At 37.8% G+C, this 23,300-nt stretch carries 21 protein-coding genes and 1 other annotated feature; of the genes, 19 read left to right on the top strand and 2 right to left on the bottom strand.

What is annotated here, in order from left to right; all coding sequences use genetic code 11:
• The 5 genes from LZ480_RS09935 (at position 1) to LZ480_RS09915 (ending at position 5,217) form a co-directional block, all read left to right on the top strand.
• Positions 1–513: an adenine phosphoribosyltransferase gene (locus LZ480_RS09935; RefSeq protein WP_241369279.1), complete on the top strand. Its 513-nt coding sequence runs from the start codon at positions 1–3 to the stop codon at positions 511–513.
• A gap of 809 nt (positions 514–1,322) precedes the next feature.
• On the top strand, positions 1,323–3,518 hold the full coding sequence (locus LZ480_RS09930; RefSeq protein ID WP_241369278.1) for a RelA/SpoT family protein: 2,196 nt from the start codon (positions 1,323–1,325) through the stop codon (positions 3,516–3,518).
• 18 nt (positions 3,519–3,536) lie between these two features.
• Complete coding sequence (gene dtd, locus LZ480_RS09925; protein ID WP_241369277.1) at positions 3,537–3,983, top strand: D-aminoacyl-tRNA deacylase; 447 nt, start codon at positions 3,537–3,539, stop codon at positions 3,981–3,983.
• A 73-nt stretch (positions 3,984–4,056) separates the two neighbouring features.
• Positions 4,057–4,269 carry a YuzF family protein gene (locus LZ480_RS09920; protein ID WP_241369551.1) on the top strand — a complete coding sequence of 71 codons (213 nt, stop codon included), beginning with the start codon at positions 4,057–4,059 and terminating at the stop codon, positions 4,267–4,269.
• A 54-nt stretch (positions 4,270–4,323) separates the two neighbouring features.
• On the top strand, positions 4,324–5,217 hold the full coding sequence (locus tag LZ480_RS09915) for a manganese catalase family protein (RefSeq protein WP_241369276.1): 894 nt from the start codon (positions 4,324–4,326) through the stop codon (positions 5,215–5,217).
• A 74-nt stretch (positions 5,218–5,291) separates the two neighbouring features.
• On the opposite strand, the gene hisA is transcribed toward LZ480_RS09915, so the two are convergent.
• Positions 5,292–6,044 carry a phosphoribosylformimino-5-aminoimidazole carboxamide ribotide isomerase gene (hisA, locus tag LZ480_RS09910; protein ID WP_241369275.1) on the bottom strand — a complete coding sequence of 251 codons (753 nt, stop codon included), beginning with the start codon at positions 6,042–6,044 and terminating at the stop codon, positions 5,292–5,294.
• A gap of 162 nt (positions 6,045–6,206) precedes the next feature.
• Between hisA and recD2 the strand changes: the two genes are divergently transcribed.
• Positions 6,207–8,705, top strand: coding sequence for an SF1B family DNA helicase RecD2 (gene recD2, locus LZ480_RS09905; protein ID WP_241369274.1), 2,499 nt, complete (start codon positions 6,207–6,209; stop codon positions 8,703–8,705).
• Between the two features lie 801 nt (positions 8,706–9,506).
• Here recD2 and yeiL read toward each other — a convergent pair.
• On the bottom strand, positions 9,507–10,175 hold the full coding sequence (gene yeiL, locus LZ480_RS09900; protein WP_241369273.1) for a transcriptional regulator YeiL: 669 nt from the start codon (positions 10,173–10,175) through the stop codon (positions 9,507–9,509).
• A 106-nt stretch (positions 10,176–10,281) separates the two neighbouring features.
• Here yeiL and LZ480_RS09895 point away from each other — a divergent pair, with 106 nt between their 5' ends.
• The 13 genes from LZ480_RS09895 (at position 10,282) to LZ480_RS09835 (ending at position 23,207) form a co-directional block, all read left to right on the top strand.
• The gene (locus tag LZ480_RS09895; protein ID WP_241369272.1) at positions 10,282–11,430 is read left to right on the top strand and encodes an MFS transporter; all 1,149 of its coding nucleotides are present in this window, start codon (positions 10,282–10,284) and stop codon (positions 11,428–11,430) included.
• 55 nt (positions 11,431–11,485) lie between these two features.
• Positions 11,486–11,696, top strand: a binding site (T-box leader).
• A gap of 68 nt (positions 11,697–11,764) precedes the next feature.
• Positions 11,765–14,437 carry an alanine--tRNA ligase gene (gene alaS / locus LZ480_RS09890; RefSeq protein WP_241369271.1) on the top strand — a complete coding sequence of 891 codons (2,673 nt, stop codon included), beginning with the start codon at positions 11,765–11,767 and terminating at the stop codon, positions 14,435–14,437.
• A 114-nt stretch (positions 14,438–14,551) separates the two neighbouring features.
• Complete coding sequence (locus LZ480_RS09885) at positions 14,552–14,821, top strand: IreB family regulatory phosphoprotein (protein ID WP_241369270.1); 270 nt, start codon at positions 14,552–14,554, stop codon at positions 14,819–14,821.
• On the top strand, positions 14,821–15,237 hold the full coding sequence (gene ruvX / locus LZ480_RS09880; RefSeq protein WP_241369268.1) for a Holliday junction resolvase RuvX: 417 nt from the start codon (positions 14,821–14,823) through the stop codon (positions 15,235–15,237). The genes LZ480_RS09885 and ruvX overlap by 1 nt, the downstream gene beginning before the upstream one ends.
• A 142-nt stretch (positions 15,238–15,379) precedes the next feature.
• Positions 15,380–15,667 (top strand): DUF1292 domain-containing protein, encoded by a 288-nt coding sequence (locus LZ480_RS09875; RefSeq protein WP_241369266.1) that lies wholly within the window; start codon positions 15,380–15,382, stop codon positions 15,665–15,667.
• 233 nt (positions 15,668–15,900) lie between these two features.
• A complete protein-coding gene (locus LZ480_RS09870; RefSeq protein ID WP_241369265.1) occupies positions 15,901–16,413 on the top strand; it encodes a DUF1292 domain-containing protein in 513 nt (170 codons plus the stop codon).
• A gap of 188 nt (positions 16,414–16,601) precedes the next feature.
• A complete protein-coding gene (mltG, locus tag LZ480_RS09865; protein ID WP_456299982.1) occupies positions 16,602–17,720 on the top strand; it encodes an endolytic transglycosylase MltG in 1,119 nt (372 codons plus the stop codon).
• Positions 17,721–18,191: 471 nt separating this feature from the next.
• On the top strand, positions 18,192–18,824 hold the full coding sequence (locus LZ480_RS09860) for an O-methyltransferase (protein WP_241369264.1): 633 nt from the start codon (positions 18,192–18,194) through the stop codon (positions 18,822–18,824).
• A 5-nt stretch (positions 18,825–18,829) separates the two neighbouring features.
• Positions 18,830–19,762: a peptidase U32 family protein gene (locus LZ480_RS09855; protein WP_241369262.1), complete on the top strand. Its 933-nt coding sequence runs from the start codon at positions 18,830–18,832 to the stop codon at positions 19,760–19,762.
• A gap of 19 nt (positions 19,763–19,781) precedes the next feature.
• Positions 19,782–21,059: a peptidase U32 family protein gene (locus LZ480_RS09850; protein WP_241369261.1), complete on the top strand. Its 1,278-nt coding sequence runs from the start codon at positions 19,782–19,784 to the stop codon at positions 21,057–21,059.
• Positions 21,060–21,695: a uridine kinase gene (gene udk, locus LZ480_RS09845; protein ID WP_241369260.1), complete on the top strand. Its 636-nt coding sequence runs from the start codon at positions 21,060–21,062 to the stop codon at positions 21,693–21,695. It abuts the gene before it with no gap.
• Positions 21,696–21,962: 267 nt separating this feature from the next.
• Positions 21,963–22,448 carry a transcription elongation factor GreA gene (greA, locus tag LZ480_RS09840; RefSeq protein WP_241369259.1) on the top strand — a complete coding sequence of 162 codons (486 nt, stop codon included), beginning with the start codon at positions 21,963–21,965 and terminating at the stop codon, positions 22,446–22,448.
• Positions 22,449–22,535: 87 nt separating this feature from the next.
• Positions 22,536–23,207 (top strand): YrrS family protein, encoded by a 672-nt coding sequence (locus LZ480_RS09835; protein WP_241369257.1) that lies wholly within the window; start codon positions 22,536–22,538, stop codon positions 23,205–23,207.
• Positions 23,208–23,300: the final 93 nt, after the last annotated feature.

Raw genomic sequence — 23,300 nt, 5'->3', positions numbered from 1 at the left:
ATGGATTTAAAACAATATGTAACAACAGTAGAAAACTGGCCTAAAGAAGGGATCAGCTTTAAGGATATTACTACAATTATGGATAACGGTCCTGCATATAAATATGCAACAGATCAAATTGTTGAATATGCTAAAGAAGTTGGCGCTGAAATTATCGTAGGACCTGAAGCGCGCGGATTCATCATCGGATGCCCAGTAGCATACGCATTAGAAATCGGTTTCGCACCAGTGCGTAAACCAGGTAAATTACCACGTGAAGTAATCTCAGCTGATTACGGCTTAGAATATGGTACAGATACATTAACAATGCACAAAGACGCTGTAAAACCTGGTCAAAAAGTATTGATTTGTGACGACTTATTAGCAACGGGTGGTACGGTAGAAGCGACGGTGCGTTTAATCGAGCAATTAGGTGGCGAAGTAGTTGGTGCAGCTTTCCTAATTGAGTTAGAGGAATTAAAAGGTCGCCAAAAAATTAGCCAAGTTCCAATTAAAGCATTAATTAAATACTAAATAGATGCAACTACCCTGTACATTTGTGCAGGGTAGTTTTTTGATGATTTAGAAAAGGATAGCTCTTTGTTTTGTAAATTACTAAAGAGGTGTTAGGAAGGCTTTTGAAGTGATTTGTTGAATAATAATGTATAGCCATCGATAGAAAGGGGAAGTATGAATTGAAAAAACGATGTTATACTCTGCTATTGTTCATTTTGATTTTAGCAGCTTACGCCTCGTCAGAATTAAGTATTAATGAAATTCAAAATATCCCTAATAAAGTACAACAGGTGATTTTCTCTGACCTTAGATTGCAAATCATTTAATATGGTGCCTATATTGTTTTTCACACTCAAGGAACCGTTACAGCCGAACTAGAATTGACAGGAAATATATTAAATATCAAGTTTGAAAATTATAATCAATCAAATGATGAGTTAAAACAGAATGTATTTAAAGTGACGTATGGTGATTCACAACATGACACAATCAATATAATTGTAAATGGACAAGAAACGTATATTGATATGGCGACGAGAATTTAAGCAAATCAATAAATTTTTTAGCATTTCATACAAAAATAATCTCAAATAAAGTTTATCATGAACAATAAAGTCACGAAGCAAACCTGGCATAACGCAATTTTCCTTTTCTATAGGTCAAATTTTGGCCCACATTGATAAAAATTCCCCAATTACCGTTCATCAATTCTACAAATTTCGCTTTTCTGCAAAACTAAATGCCCACGTGTCTTTACTTTTACTAGACATTTTTTATACAATTGAATTTATACTTAACGTGAAAATATAAAACAAGGTGGACAAACTATGTCGAAAGAACAAATTTTGGCGCCCGAAGATGTATTCGAGCTGGTCAAATCGTATATGAATGAAGAACATGTTGCCTTTGTTGTAAAAGCGTATGAGGTGGCAAAGGAAGCACATAAAGAGCAATTCCGTAGCTCCGGAGAATCATACATTATTCACCCTGTGCAAGTCGCGGGCATTTTAGCCGAATTACAAATGGACCCAGAGACGGTTGCAGCGGGCTTTTTACATGATGTCGTTGAAGATACAGAAGTAACACGAGAAGATTTAGTGAACGACTTTAGTGAAGAAGTGGCAAAATTAGTTGATGGTGTGACGAAACTTGGAAAAATCAAATATATGTCAAAAGAAGAACAGCAAGCGGAAAATCACCGTAAAATGTTCGTCGCAATGGCACAAGACATCCGCGTGATTTTGATAAAACTGGCAGACCGCTTACATAATATGCGTACTTTAAAGCATTTACCAGCGGAAAAACAGCGCCGAATTTCTCAAGAAACTCTGGAGATTTTTGCACCATTAGCACATCGATTAGGGATTTCGAAAGTGAAGTGGGAATTAGAAGATACTGCTTTACGCTATTTAAACCCACAACAATATTACCGTATCGTCAGCCTAATGAAGAAAAAGCGTGATGAACGTGAAGCTTATTTAGACAATGTGATGGACGAAATTAACTCTCAGCTAGAAGAAGTTGAAATTGAAGCGGACGTTTATGGCCGTCCAAAGCATTTATATAGCATTTATCGAAAAATGGCACTGCAAAAGAAACAGTTTAATGAAATTTATGACTTACTAGCAGTACGAATATTGGTTGGTAGCATTAAAGATTGTTACGCTGTTATTGGGATTATTCATACGTTGTGGAAGCCGATGCCAGGACGATTTAAAGACTATATTGCGATGCCAAAGCAAAACTTGTATCAATCTTTGCATACAACGGTGATCGGACCATATGGCGACCCGCTTGAAGTGCAAATCCGTACAAAAGAAATGCATAAAATTGCTGAATTCGGTATCGCGGCTCACTGGGCTTATAAAGAGGGGAAAACGGTTGAGAGAAATGTAGAAAACATTGACCAAAAATTAACATGGTTCCGCGAAATTTTAGAGTTCCAAAATGAATCATCAAATGCCGCAGAATTTATGGAGTCACTAAAATTCGACTTATTCTCTGACATGGTATACGTATTCTCACCAAAAGGCGATGTTATTGAATTACCAGCTGGCTCTGTCCCGATTGATTTTGCTTACCGTGTACACTCGGAAGTCGGCAACAAAACAATTGGAGCAAAAGTAAACGGCAAAATGGTCCCACTTGATACACCACTTAAAACGGGTGATATCATTGAAGTATTAACATCAAAACAATCATTCGGACCAAGTCGTGACTGGATTAAAATTGCACAAAGTTCACAGGCGAAAAATAAAATAAAACAGTTCTTTAAAAAGCATGTACGTGAAGAAAGCGTTGTGAAAGGTAAAGAGCTTGTTGAAAAAGAAATAAAAGCACAAGAATTTGACGCCAAAGAAGTATTAACAGCAGAAAATATTAAGCGTGTTATTGAGAAATTTAATTATACGCACGAAGATGATTTGTATGCAGCAGTTGGAGTAGGTGGTATTACAGCACAGCAAATCGTAAATCGCCTTGCAGAAAAAATGCGTAAAGAGCGTGAACAAGAAGAAGCGCTTGAAAAAATCGTCAAAAATATGAATAGCAATGCACCGAAAAAACGTACTGAATCCGGTGTAATCGTTAAAGGCATCGACAATTTATTAATCCGTCTATCTCGTTGCTGCACACCAGTGCCAGGTGATGAAATTGTTGGCTTTATTACGAAAGGTAGAGGTGTTTCCGTTCACCGCGCAGATTGTCCTAATATTCAAGAGGATGGCAATATGGAACGCTTAATTGAAGTAGAGTGGGAAAATGCCGCAACTCAAACGCGTAAAGAATATCCAGTAGATATTGAAATTTCTGCGTTTGATCGTCCAGGGGTATTAAATGATGTCATGCATGCCGTAAGTGAGGCAAAGACGAATATTTTAGCAGTAACGGGTCGTGCTGATCGTGATAAAATTGCAACGATTCATTTAACGATTGCGATTTCGAATATTTCAGGACTGCATAAAGTCGTAGAAAAAATTAAGCAGCTGCCGGATATTTATTCTGTACAGCGCGTTATTAATTAATAGATTGAAGGGTATCACATGCGAGTAGTATTACAACGTTCAAAGCAGGCTTCTGTCACAGTAGATGGTCAAATTACCGGCGCGATTGACAAAGGCTATGTGCTATTAGTAGGTATCACACATAGCGATACATTAGAAGATATTCAATATGTCGCAAAAAAAATTGCTGATTTACGTATTTGGGAAGATGAAGATGGCAAAATGAATCGAGCTATCCATGAAGTAGACGGTGCCATTTTATCCGTATCACAATTTACGTTATATGCGGATACACGCAAAGGGAAACGTCCAAGCTTTGCCTCTGCAGCACGTCCAGAGCAAGCAGAACCTCTATGGCAAGCGTTTAATAATGAGTTATCAACATATGGCTTACATGTCGAAACAGGCATTTTTGGTGCAATGATGGATGTCGCACTTGTAAATGATGGACCTGTTACAATTATTGTTGAATCTAAGGCAAAATAATAAGAGATGAACGAATCACTCCTTTTGTGCATATTGTAGGATATGCAACTAAAGGAGTGATTTTTTGGTTCAAATGAATAATTATTCAAATGCGTATTGGTTGGAAGCAATACAGCATTATTTAGGGCAAATGGTCGCTGTGCAGCAAACAGGTAATCATGTTCAGCAAGGTGTTTTAGCAGCTGTCTGTCCAGATTATATTTTACTAGATGTATGCCGAACGCCTTTTTACATTCGTATTGATCAAATTGTTTGGATAACGCCGTTTGTAAATCGCAAAGACTAAGGAATAGCGCTACTTCTACTGGCATATGTTTTGTTAAGTGGGAGGGGTGCAAGTTTGTTTCAACGCGTTAATCGTTTGTTAATTGAATTGCCGCAAGTGGAGTATGGTGACGCCAATGCGGCGAGTGCAGTTCAAGAATTATTAGGTGGAAAGTTCGGCGAAATGTCGACACTTAATAATTATATGTATCAGTCGTTTAATTTTCGTGGCAAAAAGAAGCTAAAGCCTTTTTATGATTTAGTTGCAAGTATTACGGCAGAGGAGTTTGGCCACGTAGAGCTTGTAGCGAATACGATTAATTTACTTAATAAAGATAGCTCGTTTTCAGGTGTACCGAATGTGGCGCCACTGCAAAATGCAAAAAACATGCGGAATACACAAAGCTTTATTGCTGCTGCACAAACGTCTTTACCAATGGATTCAATGGGGAAGCCTTGGACAGGGGAAAATGTGTTTTCTAGTGGGAATTTAGTGCTTGATTTACTGCATAATTTTTTCTTAGAATGCGGAGCGCGTACTCATAAAATGCGTGTGTTTGAGATGACCGATCACCCAACCGCACGTGAAATGATTGGTTATTTACTTGTGCGCGGTGGTGTTCATGTAGTGGCATATGCTAAAGCTATTGAAATGGCGACAGGGCTTGATGTCACAAAAATGCTACCAATTCCAAATCTTGATAACCATGTGTTTGATCAGGCAAGAAAATACGAAGAGCGCGGCTATGGAAATGTACTCTTTACATGGAATTATGTTGGGGATTATAAGGATATTGATAAGATTTGGAAAGGAACGCATCCGTTGACGAACGCTCCGCTCATTGTGGAGGAGGGCACACCAAAGGGAGCGAAAATTCCAGATTTACATGAACTACCTGAAGAATTTGCACCGGGTATTGGTCCTGAAGAATATCAAATGATTGCCAAGCGTTTAATGGCGAACTTGTAAAAAAAGGAATGGTCCGGGAAGTATTTCCTGGACTATTCCTTTTCGTCGAGGATGAGCCAATTCTCTTTCATAGATTACTTACAATACGTTACAACCTTTTGGAAATCTAAATCGCCACCAAAAATTGATAATGCACTGCCGATTGTTACATGAAGTTTACCATTTGCGATTGATTTGAATTTTATTAAATCCTCAAGCGAACGTACACCACCAGCATACGTAGTTGGGATCGAAGTCCACTGCGCTAAATCACGAACAAGCTCCTCTTGCATACCGCTGCGTTTGCCTTCCACGTCAACCGCATGAATTAATAACTCATCACAATAATTCTCAATTTGCTGAATCGATTGGGCATTTACTTCAAAATCACTGAATTTCGTCCATTTGTCGGTTACAACAAACCATTTATCATCACGCTTGCGACAACTTAAATCAATGACTAATCTTTCTTTGCCGACAGCTTGTACTAATTTTTCGAGGCGCGCTATATCTAATATCCCATCATGAAAAATATAAGAGGTCACGATGACATGTGATGCGCCGGCCTCAATATATTTCGTTGCATTGTCAGCGGTAATACCACCGCCAATTTGCAAGCCGTTTGGATACGCTTGTAATGCGCGAATTGCTGCTTCTACATTGCCAGGGCCAAGCATTATGACATGTCCACCTGTTAATTTATGTTGCTGAAATAATGATGCATAATATGAGGAATCATGCTCGGATGTAAAATTTTCTACAATCTCTTTATCTTGATAGCCGAGCGTGCTGCCGACGATTTGTTTGACTTTGCCATCATGTAAGTCAATACATGGTCTAAATTGCATGTTTTCACTACCTTTACTTTCAATAATTATTTTCTATCATACCATTTTAATAACTGAAATTAATAGAAAAATCAGACGCATCGGAGATTTAGCAATGCAAAGACAGTATAGGCATCCTATGGTAAAATGACGATACGATTAAAAAGAAGGTGTGACATGAAAATGGCGGAAAATCTAGATTTGTTTGAGCTAAATAAAAACTTTATTTTAGGTCGCCCAATAGTAACAATTTTTCATAATGCAACGAATATGTACTCCATTATTCGTGTCAAAATTCAAGAAACAAATATTCAATTTGAAGAAAAAGAAATTATTGTTGTTGGCTATTTTCCAAAATTAGCTGAAGATGAGCTCTACCGTTTTAAAGGGCAAATGAAAACACATCCAAAATATGGGGTACAATTTCAAATTGATACCTTTGAAAAAGAAGTGCCGACAACAGAGCAAGGTATTGTGCATTATTTATCGAGTGATTTATTTACAGGTGTTGGACGCAAAACAGCAGAGACGATTGTCGAAAAGCTTGGCCTCGATGCATTAACGAAAATTTTAGAAGACCCATCAGCGCTCGATGCGGTACCACGACTTTCATCAGAAAAAAAATTGCATATTCGTCAAACGATAGAAGAAAATCTAGGTTTAGAGCGTGTAATGGTACGTCTCAATGAATGGGGATTCGGCCCACAGCTAGGGATGAAAATTTATCAAGCGTATCGAGAGGAAACGATTTCGCTACTTACTGAAAATCCGTACCGTCTTATTGAAGAAGTAGACGGGGTGGGTTTTATTCGCGCGGATGAACTTGGTGCTAAGCTTGGCATTACTGGCAATCATCCAGACCGGATAAAAGCGGCGATTTTTCATGTGCTAACAAATGCGGCTTTATCGGAGGGGCATGTTTATTTGGAAGCAGAAATTGTGCTTCCTCAAGTAAAGGCAATGCTTGAACAAAGTCAGCGTATTGAAATTCCGTATGAGGCGATTTCACAAGCGGCAATTGAAATGCGTGAAGAGTCGAAAATTTGCGGTGAAGAAACACGCATGTATTTACCTACGCTCTATTTTAGTGAAGTAGGAATCGCTAGTAAAATTATTGAGCTAAAAGAAAAAAATAAGCTAGCACAAAATTTTTCTCGTGACGAAATCCGAAAAGCAATTGGCGATATTGAAGAGCAATACGAGGTGACATACGCTCCGACACAGGCACAAGCAATTGAAACAGCACTTAATTCTGCCGTCATGATATTAACGGGCGGACCTGGTACAGGGAAGACGACCGTTGTGCGCGGTTTAGTGGAAGTGTATGCAGAACTACATGGTTTATCTTTAAATCCCAAAACATATGTAGAAAAAGACGAGCCATTTCCAATCGTACTTGCTGCTCCAACAGGACGTGCAGCAAAACGTTTAGCCGAATCAACAGGATTACCTGCGATGACGATTCACCGCTTATTAGGTTTTAACGGACAGGAAAAAGATGAAGAAACAGGACGTGAGGTTGTTGGGCGGTTAATTATTATTGATGAAATGTCGATGGTTGACACGTGGTTGGCGCATCAACTATTAAAAGCGTTGCATGAAGATGTACAAGTAGTTTTTGTAGGTGACCAAGACCAGCTACCTCCTGTGGGACCAGGGCAAGTATTAAAAGACTTACTCGGTTCGCAACAAATTCCTATAGTTGAATTAACCGATGTTTATCGTCAAGCGGAAGGCTCAACAATTATTGAAATGGCTCATCAAATTAAAAAGGGCATTATGCCAGAAAGTTTAACTGTGAAAACATCCGATCGCTCTTTTATTCAAGCAGCTGCTAGCCAAGTAACGAGTGTTGTCACACAAGTAGTGAAGGGAGCCATGTCTAAAGGTCAGGCAATTCGTGACATTCAAGTGCTCGCGCCAATGTATAAAGGGCCAGCAGGTATTGATAACTTAAATAAAGAAATTCAAGAGCTTGTTAATCCGAATGATGGCACACGAAAAGAACTCGTCTTTGGGGACACTATTTACCGTATTGGTGATAAAGTGTTACAACTTGTTAATCAACCTGAAAACAATGTATTTAATGGGGATATGGGTGAAGTTATTGCAATCATTCGAGCGAAGGAAACGGTCGAAAAGCAGGATTTACTTGTTGTTTCTTATGAAGGCATTGAAGTAACGTATCAGCGACCAGATTTAAATCAAATTACGCTTGCTTACTGCTGCTCAATCCATAAATCACAAGGCTCAGAATTCCAAACTGTTATTATGCCAGTTGTGCGTGGTTATGCGAAAATGCTACGACGAAATTTACTGTACACTGGTATTACACGTGCAAAAAACTTCTTAATTTTATGTGGAGAACCAGATGTGCTAGCTAAAGGATTAGCAACAACAGATGATTTAATGCGTTTTACAACATTAAAGGCACGTTTAAATCCAACATTAACGACAGAAGTTATCGAAGCGGTGTCACAAGAAAAGCCCTCATCAACTATGGAACTTAAACAGGAACAAACAGCAAAACAATCTGCCACAGAACAATTAGGATTATTAAATACTGCAGAATCACATAAAATTGGTGAAGTATTACCAAGCAATTTAACAACGGAAACAGCGCCCTATATCCATCCATTGATTGGTATGGAAGGCATTTCACCATATGATTACAATGATTAGAGTGAAAATCCTTTCTAAACTAACATTGAGTAAACTTACTAAAAAAATGGATTTAGTTCGGTGTTACTTAGTTTTGGCGGGCTACGGCAAAGCTAAAACCAACCGCCGTCTAGGTTGGCTTTAACTTCTGCGACGAAAGCGAAGCGACAGTCGCATGACTGCTTCTGTGGGGAGTAAAATCTCGATTTTACTCTCCTCGGCGCAAAGGGAAATTCTAAATATTGTTTTAGAATTTCCCTTTACTACTGTCTTTAATGCCGTATGCAAGGCCCGCCAAATTAAAATGGTACGTTTTAATAAAGGTAAAAGAGTCCAATGTTGCCGCTTGCGCTATCGCGAGGCGGCGGTGATGAATAAAATATTACGCTTTATTCAAAATATTGTATCTTTGATTAAAAGTTAGCTACCACAATAAAATTAGCTACTTTTATTGCGTCAAAGTAAAAACATCCTTAGACTTCATTTCAACAACAGAGCTTCAATCAGCACACTTTATCCAAATTCTTTGTATTAGAAACCAATTTTAACTTTATAGTAGAGTGCCGCGAAGTGAAGGGGGCGACTCCTAGAGGATTAAGCGTGTGCGGAAAATCCACTTTTATGTGCCACCGTAAGAGGCACATAAAAGTTAGTTGCAGCCACGCCCTCAGGAAAGCGTCCCCCGTAGCGTAGCAGAACGGATTCTATTAGATAAATGCATTTTGTTCCAAATTTTGTATTGAAAAATGCTCGTTATGAATCTAAATATAATCCAGTAATTTCTTCTTATAAATTTGAAGAAATTACTGGATTTTTTGTCTTCTAGTACTGTATTTCTACAGCCAATTGTTCGAGTGTTTTTCGGTCATTTAAAATATAGCCACGGTTATTCTTTGTTAAATAGCCTTCCTCTGTAAACTTTGCAAGGACAAATAATAGATGGCGGTAAGATATTCCTAAATATTCGCATACCTCGGTATGTTTTTCTTTGTAAAAATCATTGTCAGAAGTCAATAAGATAAAAGAAGCGAGTCGATTTTCAAGAGGATATGCTTGATTTTGAGTATACCTGGCAGTTATTTTCATGGTTTTTGAGCTTAAAAACAGACAAATCATTTTTAAAAAAACGGGATCGGCGAGTAGCTTGTCTTTTACATCGCGGAAATGAATGGCAAGGCAAATGGTTTGCGTAACAGTTTGTATGCCTTTTGAATAGCGTGCCTCGTTTAATAATTCGATTTCACCCATAAACGTCGGAGAAGATAAAAATTCGATTAAAGAAATTTTCCCGTTTTTATGTGTTATGTATAGCTTTGCTTTCCCTTCAATCATGTAGTATAACGCTTCGGGGTGTGATTGCTCTTGGAATATAAATTCGCCCTTTTCAAACTCATACACATGAATAAATGGGGTAATATCAAATGAAAAATATTGCGAAATGGGGTACTTGTTTATATAATAAATCGCTTCATCATATGCTAATTTTTTCAATAAATAATGCAACTCCTAAACAGAAAATATGAGATATCTCACAGTATTGTAATGGGTATCGTGCTAATATTCAACATAATAGAAATTAGAAAAAGGAAGGTTTTGTATGAATCAACAACGTTGGTTAGCGAAAAACTTCTTTATGTTTTTTGCAACATGGGGCATTTTTATTGCCTATTGGACAGGCTGGCTGATAAATGATAAAGGAGTTTCAGTTTCAGAAGCAAGTGAAATTATGGGGTTCGGATTAGTAGCTCGTGCGTTTTCGACTATGTTTATTTTCCCTTACGTCTCTAAAATTATGAGTAATAAACGTGTATTAATATTTTTTACGTTAGCTTCGTTAATTGTGACGGTATTATATATCCCGGTAGATTCTTTTGTCGGATTGTTTATTATTACAATGTTATTTAGCATGTTTTATCCAGCATTATTACCTGCTATGGAAAGTAGTGCTGCTACATTAATGCAACATGGACAAATCCATTACGGGAAAGCACGATCACTTGGTTCGTTTGGGTACGTTGTGGCTGTTTTAATAATTAGTATGTTAACGGGTGTCTACGGTGAACAAACAATTTTATGGACGATGATTTTTGGATTAACCGCATTATTTGCGATTCAATTAATGCCAGCTCCACAAATTTTAAGCGTTATACCAAAGCCTGAAAATACAAAAGTGTTATCGATGAAAAGCTTATTCAAGGTAAAGAGTTTTGCAGGGGTATTAATAGTTGTCATTTTATTGCAAGGAGCACATGCTTCGTACTACAATTATAGCTATATTTATTTACAGAATTTAAACGTCAATGCATTTTATATTGGGATGATTTTAAATGTCGCGGTACTTTTTGAAATTTTATATTTCTTAAAGGCCGATACGTTTTTAACGAAATGGAAGCCTTCTTCGCTTATGTTGCTAGCTGCAATAGGCTCGACAGTGCGTTGGTTGCTCATTTATTTGTTCCCAAATATGCCGATGTTTGTCGTGTCGCAAGCGCTACATGCCTTGTCGTTTGCAATGGCACATTATGCGTTTATTCAATATATTTCAAAAACTTTACCGAAAGAGCAAATTCCTAATGCGCAAGGGCTGTATTCTGCATTAGCAATGAGCTTAAGCGCGGCACTTTTAACATTGCTTGGTGGGATGCTTTATGAAATTGAACCAGGCTTAGCCTTTTTAGGTATGCTAATCTTTACGGTACCTGCTGTATTTATTATTCTGTTGACGAAAAAACGTTTTGATTATTAATAAGTGACAATTGACAGTACGTTGTCATTTTATTTATAATGAACAAAGAATAAAAATGAAAACGATGATGGAATAAGTACGTAATAATATTCATGTATTAGAAAGAGATTCCTCGGCTGAAATAATCTCCATGAAATATTACCGAAAGCTACTCCAGAGTGCAGCTAATCCCTGACGTGTGCTTACGTTACAAGCATCTGAGATATAGTGCCATTTTGCATTATAAATTAGGGTGGTACCACGAGATAACAGTCTTCGTCCCTTTACCTGGGATGGAGGCTTTTTTTTATTGGTAAATTCATCGTCAACTCAACAATATTAGGAGGAAAAACACATGACAACAAAAACAATGACAGGATCTGAAATTCGTCGTTTATACCTGGATTTCTTTAAAGAAAAAGGCCACCACGTTGAGCCTTCAGCGCCACTTGTACCTATCAATGACCCATCATTATTATGGATTAACTCAGGGGTAGCAACATTAAAGCCTTACTTCGATGGTCGTATTATTCCAGATAACCCACGTATTACAAATGCTCAAAAATCAATTCGTACAAACGATATTGAAAATGTAGGTAAAACAGCGCGACACCATACTTTCTTTGAAATGTTAGGAAACTTCTCAATTGGTGATTATTTCAAAAAAGAATCAATTCACTATGCTTGGGAATTTTTAACGGATCCGAAATGGATGGGCTTTGAACCTGAAAAATTATCGATAACGCTACACCCTGAAGACCAAGAAGCTTATGATGTGTGGCATAACGAAATTGGCATTCCTGCTGAGCGTTTAATTCGTTTAGAGGGGAATTTCTGGGATATCGGTGAAGGTCCATCTGGTCCAAACTCTGAAATTTTCTATGACCGTGGTGAAGCTTATGCATTTGGTGCACCTGAAGAAGAGCTATACACAGGTGGCGAAAATGAGCGTTACTTAGAAATTTGGAACCTTGTGTTCTCTCAATTTAACCACAATCCAGATGGCACTTACACGCCACTACCAAAGCAAAATATTGATACAGGTATGGGTCTAGAGCGTATCGTTTCGGTTGTACAAAACGTACCAACAAACTTTGATACAGACCTATTCATGCCAATTATCGAAAAAACAGAAGAATTTGCAAACCGTAAATACAAACGTCCAGGTGAAGTAGACTTAAAAGAAATTTTCGGTTCAGCGGAAGATATTAACACACCATTCAAAGTTATTGCTGACCATATCCGTACAGTAGCATTCGCAATCGGTGATGGTGCATTACCTTCAAACGAAGGACGTGGTTATGTACTTCGTCGTTTACTACGTCGTGCGGTACGCTATGCAAAACAAATTGGTATCGATAAGCCATTTATGTACAAATTAGTGCCAACAGTTGGTGCGATTATGCAAGACTTCTACCCAGAAGTAACAGAAAAACAAGAATTCATTCAACGTGTGATTAAAAACGAAGAAGATCGCTTCCACGAAACATTAGATGGTGGTTTAGCAATTCTTTCAGAAGTCATTGAAATACAAAAAGAAAAAGGTGAAACAGTTATCCCGGGTAGCGATGCATTCAAACTTTATGACACATTTGGTTTCCCAGTGGAATTAACAGAAGAGTACGCGGAAGAAGCAGGCATGAAAGTTGACCATGCTGGTTTCGAGACGTCAATGGAAGAGCAACGAGAACGCGCTCGTAATGCACGTGTAGACGTGGACTCAATGCAAGTCCAAAATGAAGTATTATCAAACTTAAAACAAGCATCTACGTTTACTTACAATGCATATGAAATACAAGGTAACGTGGCTGCAATTGTTGTTAACGGACAAGAAACAAACACAGCTTCTGAAGGCCAAGAAGCACTTGTTATCTTATCTGAAACGCCATTCTATGCTGAAATGGGTGGTCAAATAGCTGATACAGGTGTTATTGAATCAGATACATTCAAAGCAATCGTAAAAGATGTACAAAAAGCACCAAACGGGCAACCATTACACACAGTTGTTGTTGAATCTGGTGAAATGAACGTTGGAGACACGGCAACGGCTAAAGTTGACGAAGCAAAACGTAAATTAATCCTGAAAAATCATACAGCGACACACTTAATGCACCGCGCTCTAAAAGATGTGTTAGGTGACCACGTAGCACAGGCTGGTTCTTATGTAGGTCCAGATCGTTTACGTTTCGACTTTTCTCACTTCGGTGGGGCAACAAAAGAAGAGCTTGCACAAGTAGAGCGCGCGGTAAACGAAAAGATTTGGGAAGATATCGAAGTTGTTATTCAAGAAATGGATATCGATTCAGCAAAAGCAATGGGCGCAATGGCATTATTCGGTGAAAAATACGGTGATGTCGTCCGCGTAGTAGCAGTTTCAGATTATTCAATCGAACTTTGCGGTGGTTTACACGTGAGCCGTTCTTCTGAAATTGGTATTTTCAAAATTGTTTCTGAGGGTGGTATCGGTGCTGGTACACGTCGTATCGAAGCGGTAACAGGTAAAGCTGCATATGAAGCAATTAAAGAGGAAGAAGCAATTCTAAACGAAGCAGCAACTTTATTAAAAGCAAATCCAAAAGATGTAGCAACACGCGTAGCATCACTTCAAGCGGATTATAAAGAATTACAACGCGAAAATGATTCGTTATCACAAAAAATCGCTAACGCACAAGCGGGCGCAGTATTAGATGCAGCACAACAAATCGGTGATGTAACCGTACTTGCGACACGCGTTGAAGCGAAAGATAATAATCAATTACGTCAAATGATGGATGATTTAAAAGAAAAAATGTCATCAGCAATTATCGTACTTGGTGCATCAGATAGTGATAAAGTAATGCTATGTGCTGGTGTAACGAAAGATATTGTTGGTGGTAACTACCATGCTGGTAACATCGTAAAATTAGTAGCAGAAGCTTGCGGTGGTAAGGGAGGCGGTCGTCCAGATATGGCGATGGCTGGTGCAAAAGATGCTTCTAAATTAGATGAAGCTCTAGCAAATGTATATGAACACGTGAAATCTTTATAAGTTTGAAAATTTACTCGAAGCATATTTGAAGTGCTTGCTTGAATAAGTTATAATAGTAAAAATGGAGAAGGGGTCTAATGCCGTCTCCCTATTGCTGAAAGCGAGGTGCTGGTCTTGAGTTCTTTCGATCAAACAATGAAATTCAGTTTTCCTGAAGAGTCAATGGAACAAGAAGTAAAGCAAGTGATGTTGAAGGTGTATACGTCTCTAGAAGAAAAAGGTTACAATCCAACAAATCAAATTGTAGGTTATCTATTATCTGGTGACCCGGCATACATCCCTCGCCACCAAGACGCGCGTAATTTAATCCGCAAGCTCGAGCGTGATGAAATATTAGAGGAGCTCGTGAAATTTTATATTAGAAAGAATACTGAGGCGGAATAATGAAAATTATGGGTTTAGACGTTGGCTCAAAAACAATCGGAGTGGCAATTAGTGATGCACTTGGTTGGACAGCGCAAGGAATTGAAACTGTAAAAATCAATGAAGCTGAAGGTGAATTCGGCATTGAACGCATTAAAGAACTTACAAAAGAGCACAATGTCACAGAATTTGTTGTCGGCTATCCAAAAAACATGAATAATACAGTTGGTCCTCGTGGGGAAGCTTCTGAAAACTATAAAAAGTTATTAGAAGATACATTTGGGTTCCCCGTGAAGCTGTGGGATGAGCGTTTAACAACGATGGCTGCTGAGCGCGTGTTACTAGAAGCAGATGTAAGCCGTAAAAAACGTAAACAGGTCATTGATAAAATGGCGGCTGTCATGATCTTACAAGGTTATTTAGACAGCCGAAATTAAACATTTCTTGCCTTATATCCTTTTAAGGTAGAAATAAAAATTGCTTAAAATGAGGCTTTTTTGTACTGAATACAGGAAGCTTTATGTATAATGAGTTGAGCAATAATAGGTATTGCCTAAATATTATGAAGAGGTGACAATTATGTCAGAACAACAACACCACATTACAGTAGTAGACGATAACGGTAACGAGCAACTTTGCGAAATTTTACACACATTTGAATCAGAAGAGTTCGGTAAATCTTACGTGCTTTATTCTTTAGTAGGTGCTGAAGAAGATGAAGATGGTGCTGTAGAAATCTTTGCATCAGCGTTCGCACCAGCTGAAAATGGTGAAGATGGCGAATTAACGCCTATCGAAACTGAAGCAGAATGGGATTTAATTGAAGAAGTATTAAATCAAATCGAAGACGAATTAGGCGAAGAATAATTTATTCGAAAAACAAAGGGATTGTCTGGAAAGTGTTTTCTAGACAATCCCTTTTCGCCGAAGATGAAGGTCAGCACATTACGGGTCGTGAATGCGTTTTCACATGAGTTGATTTTAGCAATTCCCCTTTAATTGCGATCTCTACCTTCAATGAATCATTAATTTTTGATTTGGGCGCTGTGTAAAAGATATTACTTTTTGAACAACTCTCAATCATTTAGGAGGAAAAAATAATGGAAGAAAATATGTTCATTTTACAAAAAGAAGATGGCGGCGAACAACAATGCCGTGTTGTATTCACATTTGATTCAGACGATCATTCATACGTATTATTCTCATTAGTGGGCGATGAAGATGCGGGGATTTCAGCATTGCGCTACGAGCTAGACGAAAATGGCGAAATGGCGGATTTTTCGGACATCGAAACGGATGAAGAGTGGGCAATGGTTGAAGAAGTGATGAATACAGTATTAGCTGAATTTGGTACAGACCAAGCTAATTACTTCACAATTTTAAATGAAGAAGACGAAGAAATTATGTGCCAAATTTTACACCGCTTCGACAATGCAGGGAAAAGCTATTTATTCTATGCGATTCTAGAAGATGACGAGCCACAGCTCGAGGAAGTATTCGCTTCAGCTTATATTGCTGGGGATAACGGTGAAGTAGCGGACTTATTACCAATCGAAACAGATGAAGAATGGGCAATGGTGGAAGATGTCCTAAATTCATTGGCACAAAACTAATACAAAAGTGATATGAATTCGAGATATGTTGAAAGTTGAAAAACTTTTAGCATATCTTTTTTTGTTTGAACCTCAAAATATATTTATTCGTCTTCATTTACGAGAATAAATTTATCAATTTAACGCCAATTATTGTATGAAAGCTTAAATTTATGTATCATAATGAAAGAGAAAGAGGGGGGACTCCCGTGCTAGATGAAAATTCAAAGCAAGAAATGTTCAAGAAAATGAAGGAACGTAAAGGAGAGGTGAAAACCGTGCGAAAAATTGTTGGGATCATCGCGCTTGTCGTTCTTATTGTCATCGCAATTGCGGGTTATTCAAGCTATAATTATATCACTTCGGCATTAGAGCCAGTGGACCCAGAATCAAACAAAAAAATTGAAGTGGAAATTCCGATGGGTTCAGGCATTACATCAATTTCGAGTATTTTAGAGCAAAAAGGTATTATTAAAGATGCGAGCATTTTTAAATATTATACGAAATTTAAAAACGAATCTGATTTCCAAGCAGGTAATTATTCATTAACACAATCAATGACGCTTGATGAAATTATCGAAAGTTTAAAAACGGGCCGTGTCTATCGAGAGCCTGTGTTTACGATGACAGTACCTGAAGGGTTAACATTAGAACAAATTGCTAATGTTGTAGAAAAAAATACATCACATAGCGCTGAGAAATTCATGGAACGTGTGACAAATCAATCATTTATCGAACAAATGATGACAGAGTATCCCGAATTACTTACAGAAGATATTTTAAAAGAGAATGTTCGTTATGCATTAGAAGGCTACTTATATCCAGCGACATATCCATTTTTTGAGAAAGACCCTACGCTTGACGATGTAATAAAAACGATGCTATCGTCTATGAATACAATTGTGTCTGAATACACAACAATTTTAGCAGAAAAAGAAATGTCGGTTCATGAGTTTTTAACATTTGCTTCTCTACTTGAAGAGGAAGCAACTGCTCAAACAGACCGTGAAACGATAGCGAGTGTATTCTACAATCGAATGAAAATTGATATGCCACTTCAAACCGACCCAACTGTGCTTTATGCGTTAGGTTCGCATAAAGACCGCGTGCTGTATGAAGATTTAGAAGTGAAAAATCCTTATAACACGTATGTAAATGTTGGTCTACCTCCAGGCCCAATTGCTGGTGCTGGGAAAACATCAATTGAAGCGACATTAAATCCAACTGAAACGGATTATCTATACTTCTTAGCAGATAAAGAAGGAACAAATCACTTTGCTAAATCGTATGATGAGCATTTAGCGAATATTGAAAAATATTTACGTTAAGTTAGAAAAAAATTTAAAAGAATTTATATTTAATTAGCGATTATCTCTCACTTTTTATGAAAGTAGAGATAATCGCTAATTTTGTTTTTAGAGCAATTTCGTAGTTAAATGAAGATAAATCCCGCAGTGAAAGCTCACATATATAAAGGTAATTATCGAATTAACTCGAAAAATCTAGTCGTAACTTCGTCAAAATGTGATAGATATTTCCGTCTAAAGGTGGATTTTAGTAAAGATTATTCGCATTCCTATTCTTTTCGTGCTATCATAAATTGTGATTTTTTGTCCTTATATAAATAAGCTTGTAGGCGCAAACATCTTTCGTTTCGTCTTTTTTTAGTGGATTGGGAAGTATAATTTTTCAAGGAAATCCACATAAGAAAAGGCATCATTTCACGCTATCTGGTACGAAATGTGATTTTTAAATGAAAAGATGTGAGCACAAAACTACACGTAAAGGGAGATAGACGAATGGAATTATCAGATGCTTATATTGCTTCCTTCATTCCTGAACGTGATGAATTATTATTAGAAATGGAACGCTTTGCAGAGGAGAATCATGTACCAATTATGCAGCTTGCTGGTATTGAGTCATTAAATCAGCTACTGCGCATTCAAAATCCGAAATCGATTTTAGAAATTGGGACAGCGATTGGTTATTCAGCAATGCGTATGGCACAAGCATTACCAACGTGCCAAATTGTCACAATTGAACGTGACGTGTCACGTGTACAATATGCGAAACAATTCATTGCAAGATCACAGGTAAAAGACCGTATACAAGTCATAGAGGGCGATGCGTTAGAAGTAGATGTGGAATCCATTCAACCTACTTTTGATGCTGTTTTTATTGATGCGGCAAAGGGGCAATACATGAAGTTTTTCGAAAAATATGCACCGCTCGTTCCATCGGGTGGCGTTTTGTATATCGATAATATGTATATGCACGGGCTTTCAGATTTAGATATAAAAGAAGTACCGAGAAGAAAAAGAACGATGATTCGAAATTTAAAAACATTTTCCGATTGGATTATGGCGCACCCTGATTATACAAGTGCGTTCTTCCCAGTTGGTGATGGTTTGTTAATATGTTTGAAGAGGTGATTAGTGTGAAAAAACCAGAATTATTAGTAACACCACAATCGGTTGAGCATGTTGCAGCATTACTTGATGCAGGTGCAGATGCTTTTGTAATTGGTGAACAAAAATTTGGCTTACGTTTAGCTGGAGAATTTACAGTAGCACAAGTAGAAGAAGCAACGAAGCTTATACATGCTGCAGGTAAAAAAGTATATGTAGCGGTAAATGTTTTATTCCATAATGATCGTTTAGAAGCGCTAGACGTGTATTTACAAGAAATGCAACGAATTGGTGTTGATGCGCTAATCTTTGGTGATCCAGCGGTAATCGTAGCGGTTCGCGAATTAGGCATAACAATTCCATTACATTGGAACCCAGAAACAACAGCAACAAACTGGTTCCAAGTAAACTATTGGGGTGAGCGCGGAAGTAAACGTGGTGTATTAGCACGTGAGCTTTCTGTTGACGAAGTGCTAGATATTAAAGAAAACACAAAACATGAAATCGAAGTGCAAGTGCACGGTATGACATGCATGTTCCAATCAAAGCGTTCCCTTTTAGGCAACTATTTCTTATACCGCGATCAAGCGATGGAAATCGAAAATCGTAAAGACAATAAAAACATGTTCATACATGACAAAGAACGTAAAAATAAATACCCAATTTATGAAGACATGAACGGTACGCACATATATTCTCCAAATGATATGTGTATTATCGAAGAAATGAACGAATTATTCGAAGCAGGCATTGATTCATTAAAAATCGATGGCATCTTACAATCATTCGACTATGTTGTCAAAGTGGCGTCACTTTACCGTACAGCAATTGATACGTACTTTGAACAAGGTGAAGATGCATACGATGAAATCAAATCTGAATTATTCGAGCAAGTAGAGGCAATTCAGCCGGCGTTACGTCCACTGGATACTGGCTTCATCTACAAAGAAACAGTTTACTAGGAAGGAGAACGAAGGCATCATGCTACAGTTAATTCAAAACGAAAAAATCCGTGAAACAATTAACGGAAAAACAGTGATTACGAAAAAACCTGAGCTATTAGCACCAGCAGGAAGCTTAGAAAAATTAAAAGTTGCCGTACATTACGGCGCAGACGCTGTATTCATCGGCGGTCAAGAATTCGGTCTACGTTCAAACGCAGGAAACTTCACAATTGAAGAAATGAAAGAAGGCGTAGAGTTTGCCAACCGATATGGCGCAGTGATTTACGTTACAACAAACATTTTCGCTCACAATGAAAATATGGACGGGCTTGAAGAATATTTACAATCAATTGAAGGTGCTGGTGTTAAAGGGATTATTGTAGCCGACCCGTTAATTATCGAAACTTGTAAAAAGGCAGCTCCTTCTTTAGAAATCCACCTTTCTACACAGCAATCACTTTCAAACTGGAAAGCGGTTAAGTATTGGAAAGACGAAGGTTTAGAGCGTGTTGTACTGGCACGTGAAGTTGGCGGCGAAGAAATGCGTAAAATGAAAGAGGAAGTAGACATTGAAATCGAGGCATTCGTGCACGGTGCAATGTGTATTGCATACTCTGGTCGTTGTACATTATCGAACCACATGACAGCACGTGACTCAAACCGTGGCGGCTGCTGCCAATCTTGTCGTTGGGACTATGATCTTTACGAAGAAAAAGACGGTGAAGAAGTAGCGTTATTTAACGAAGGTGAAGCACCATTTGCGATGAGTCCAAAAGACTTAAAATTAATCGAATCTATTCCTCACATGATTGAGTTGGGCATTGATTCATTAAAAGTAGAAGGGCGTATGAAATCAATTCACTACGTTGCAACAGTTGTTTCGGTATATCGTAAAGTAATTGACGCATACTGTGCTGACCCAGAAAACTTCTCATTCCAAAAAGAATGGTTAGAAGAATTAGCGCGTTGTGCAAATCGCGCAACAGCTTCTTCATTCTTCGAAGGTGAGCCAAGTTACAAACAGCAAATGTTCGGTTTCCACTCACATAAAATGAAGTGGGATTTCGCAGGCTTTGTAATGGACTATGATGCGGAAACGCAAATGGTGACGATGGAGCAGCGTAACTACTTCAAACCAGGTGATACAATTGAATTCTTCGGACCAAATATCGAAACGTTCAAAATGACAGTTGGACAAATTTGGGATGAAGATGGTAACGAGCTAGATGTTGCACGTCACCCATTACAAATTTTAAAATTCAAAGTCGACCAACCACTTTCTAAGTACGACATGATGCGAAAGGAGAATAACTAAATGACAAAGCGTCCAGTTGTTATCGGGATCGCTGGTGGTTCATGCTCAGGTAAAACGAGTGTAACACGTGCCATTTATGATGTTTTCCGTGATCATTCAGTAGTAGTAATCGAACAAGACTATTACTACAAAGACCAAAGCCATATGACGTTTGATGAGCGTCTTTTGACAAACTATGACCATCCATTAGCATTTGATACAGATTTATTAATTGAGCATGTACACAGCCTAATAGATTATAAAGCTGTAAAAAAGCCGGTGTATGATTATGTACAGCATACGCGTTCAGAAGAAGTTATTGACGTCGAACCAAAAGATGTAATTATCGTTGAAGGTATTTTAGTACTTGAAGATGAGCGTTTACGTGATTTAATGGACATTAAATTATTTGTAGACACAGATTCGGATTTACGCATTATTCGCCGTATTCAACGTGATATTAAAGAGCGCGGTCGCACAGCAGATTCAGTAATTGATCAATATTTATCGGCAGTAAGACCAATGCATAATATGTTTATCGAACCAACAAAGCGTTATGCGGATGTTATTATCCCAGAAGGTGGCGATAATAACGTTGCAATCGATTTAATGGTAACGAAAATAAAAACAATTCTTGAAACTGGTGCTAACTTGTAATATGATGGTGTAGTATTTACAAATATTGCATTTCAATAATGGTAACAACACATAAATAAGCATTGATGAAATTCGGCTGCTAGTAAACGTTGTGTAAAGATTCTATTTAGTCATCTTTACACATACCGTAAACTAGTAGTCGGGTTTTCTGTTATTTATGAACAAAAAAATTTGATTTGTAAACTTTGTTCGAATCAAGAATAAAGTCAACAGCATGAAAATGGTATAAGTAAACGTTTTCAAGGTATAACGGAGGAGTGAGAACAAATGTCAAACGAAAAACAATATCCAATGACACTTGAAGGTAAAACAAAATTAGAAAATGAGTTAAACGAATTAAAAACAGTAAAACGCCCAGAAGTAGTAGAGCGTATTAAAGTAGCGCGTTCTTTTGGTGACTTATCAGAGAACTCTGAGTACGATTCAGCAAAAGAAGAGCAAGGATTCGTTGAAGGACGTATTTCCTTAATCGAACAAATGTTGCGTAGTTCATTAATCATCACTGAAGATGGTACTACGAATGCTGTGTCATTAGGTAAAACGATTACTTTCGATGAACTAATCGGCGGTAAGCGTGCAAACTTTGAAGAATCTTATACAATCGTAGGTTCAGCAGAGGCAGATCCAATTGAAGGTAAAATTTCAAATGATTCGCCAATCGCAAAAGCATTAATGGGCAAACAAGTCGATGATGTTGTAAAATTAACAACACCAGGCGGCGACATGGAAGTTGTTATTTTAGAAATTAAATAATTGTATTTTTTGCAAGCAGCAGTTAGCGTATATTCGCTAACTGCTTTTATTTTTGCTACAATATGTACATGCATAGGGGGTATGGAAATGGAACGTAAACGACGCTTTCAAACACGACAACAGTATGCGGAAGAAAAAGCAAAAAGCTCAAAATTTGATCGGCTCAATAAAAATTTAAATATTTTAATTGCAATTGTGGCAATAGCGATTGTCGTAACATTAGCGATAATATTATCAAATGATTCAGTACCAAAAGACCAGGCAGAACCGAAAGAAAAAAATGAGCATGTTGTTTCAAAAGAGCAACAATCGAATGAAGATCAAACGAGTGGAGATCAAACGAATGCTGGATCTACCGATGTAAACGATGAAGATGATGAAAATGTGACGGAAGAAACGACAGATGTAGTCGAAAACACCATACTACCTTCAGTAGATCCAATTGTCGATGAAGTTCAAGTGAATAGCGCATGGGCTGCATATCCGACTGAACAAACGGGTGAGCATGTATCGACATTTGAATCGGGACATATCGATTATGAAGAGAAGCTTAAGGCAGTTTTTAGTGTGCTTGATTTACAACAAGAAAATAGTATTGTGTTAAGAGTAAAAAATAATGGTAGCGCAAATACTGCAATTGCGGTTGTCACATCAATGGATAAAACGGAAATGTATCGTGTTAGTATAGAATGGATTGATGGTGAAGGCTGGAAACCAACGCGCTTAGAAGTGTTAAATTCAGTTGTTGGTGCCTATTAATTTGCTACATTAAAAGCTCATAACTAGGGCTGAATAAGGGAACTCAATTAAAGAGCGCTACACCCGTGTGGCAACGCGTGAGTGATCAACATC

Origin of the sequence: Solibacillus palustris, assembly GCF_022549215.1 — a bacterium.
GTDB classification, from domain to species: Bacteria; Bacillota; Bacilli; order Bacillales_A; family Planococcaceae; genus Solibacillus; species Solibacillus daqui.
The sequence above is the reverse complement of the archived record's forward strand: the minus strand, read 5'-3'. Positions and strand labels throughout refer to the sequence as shown.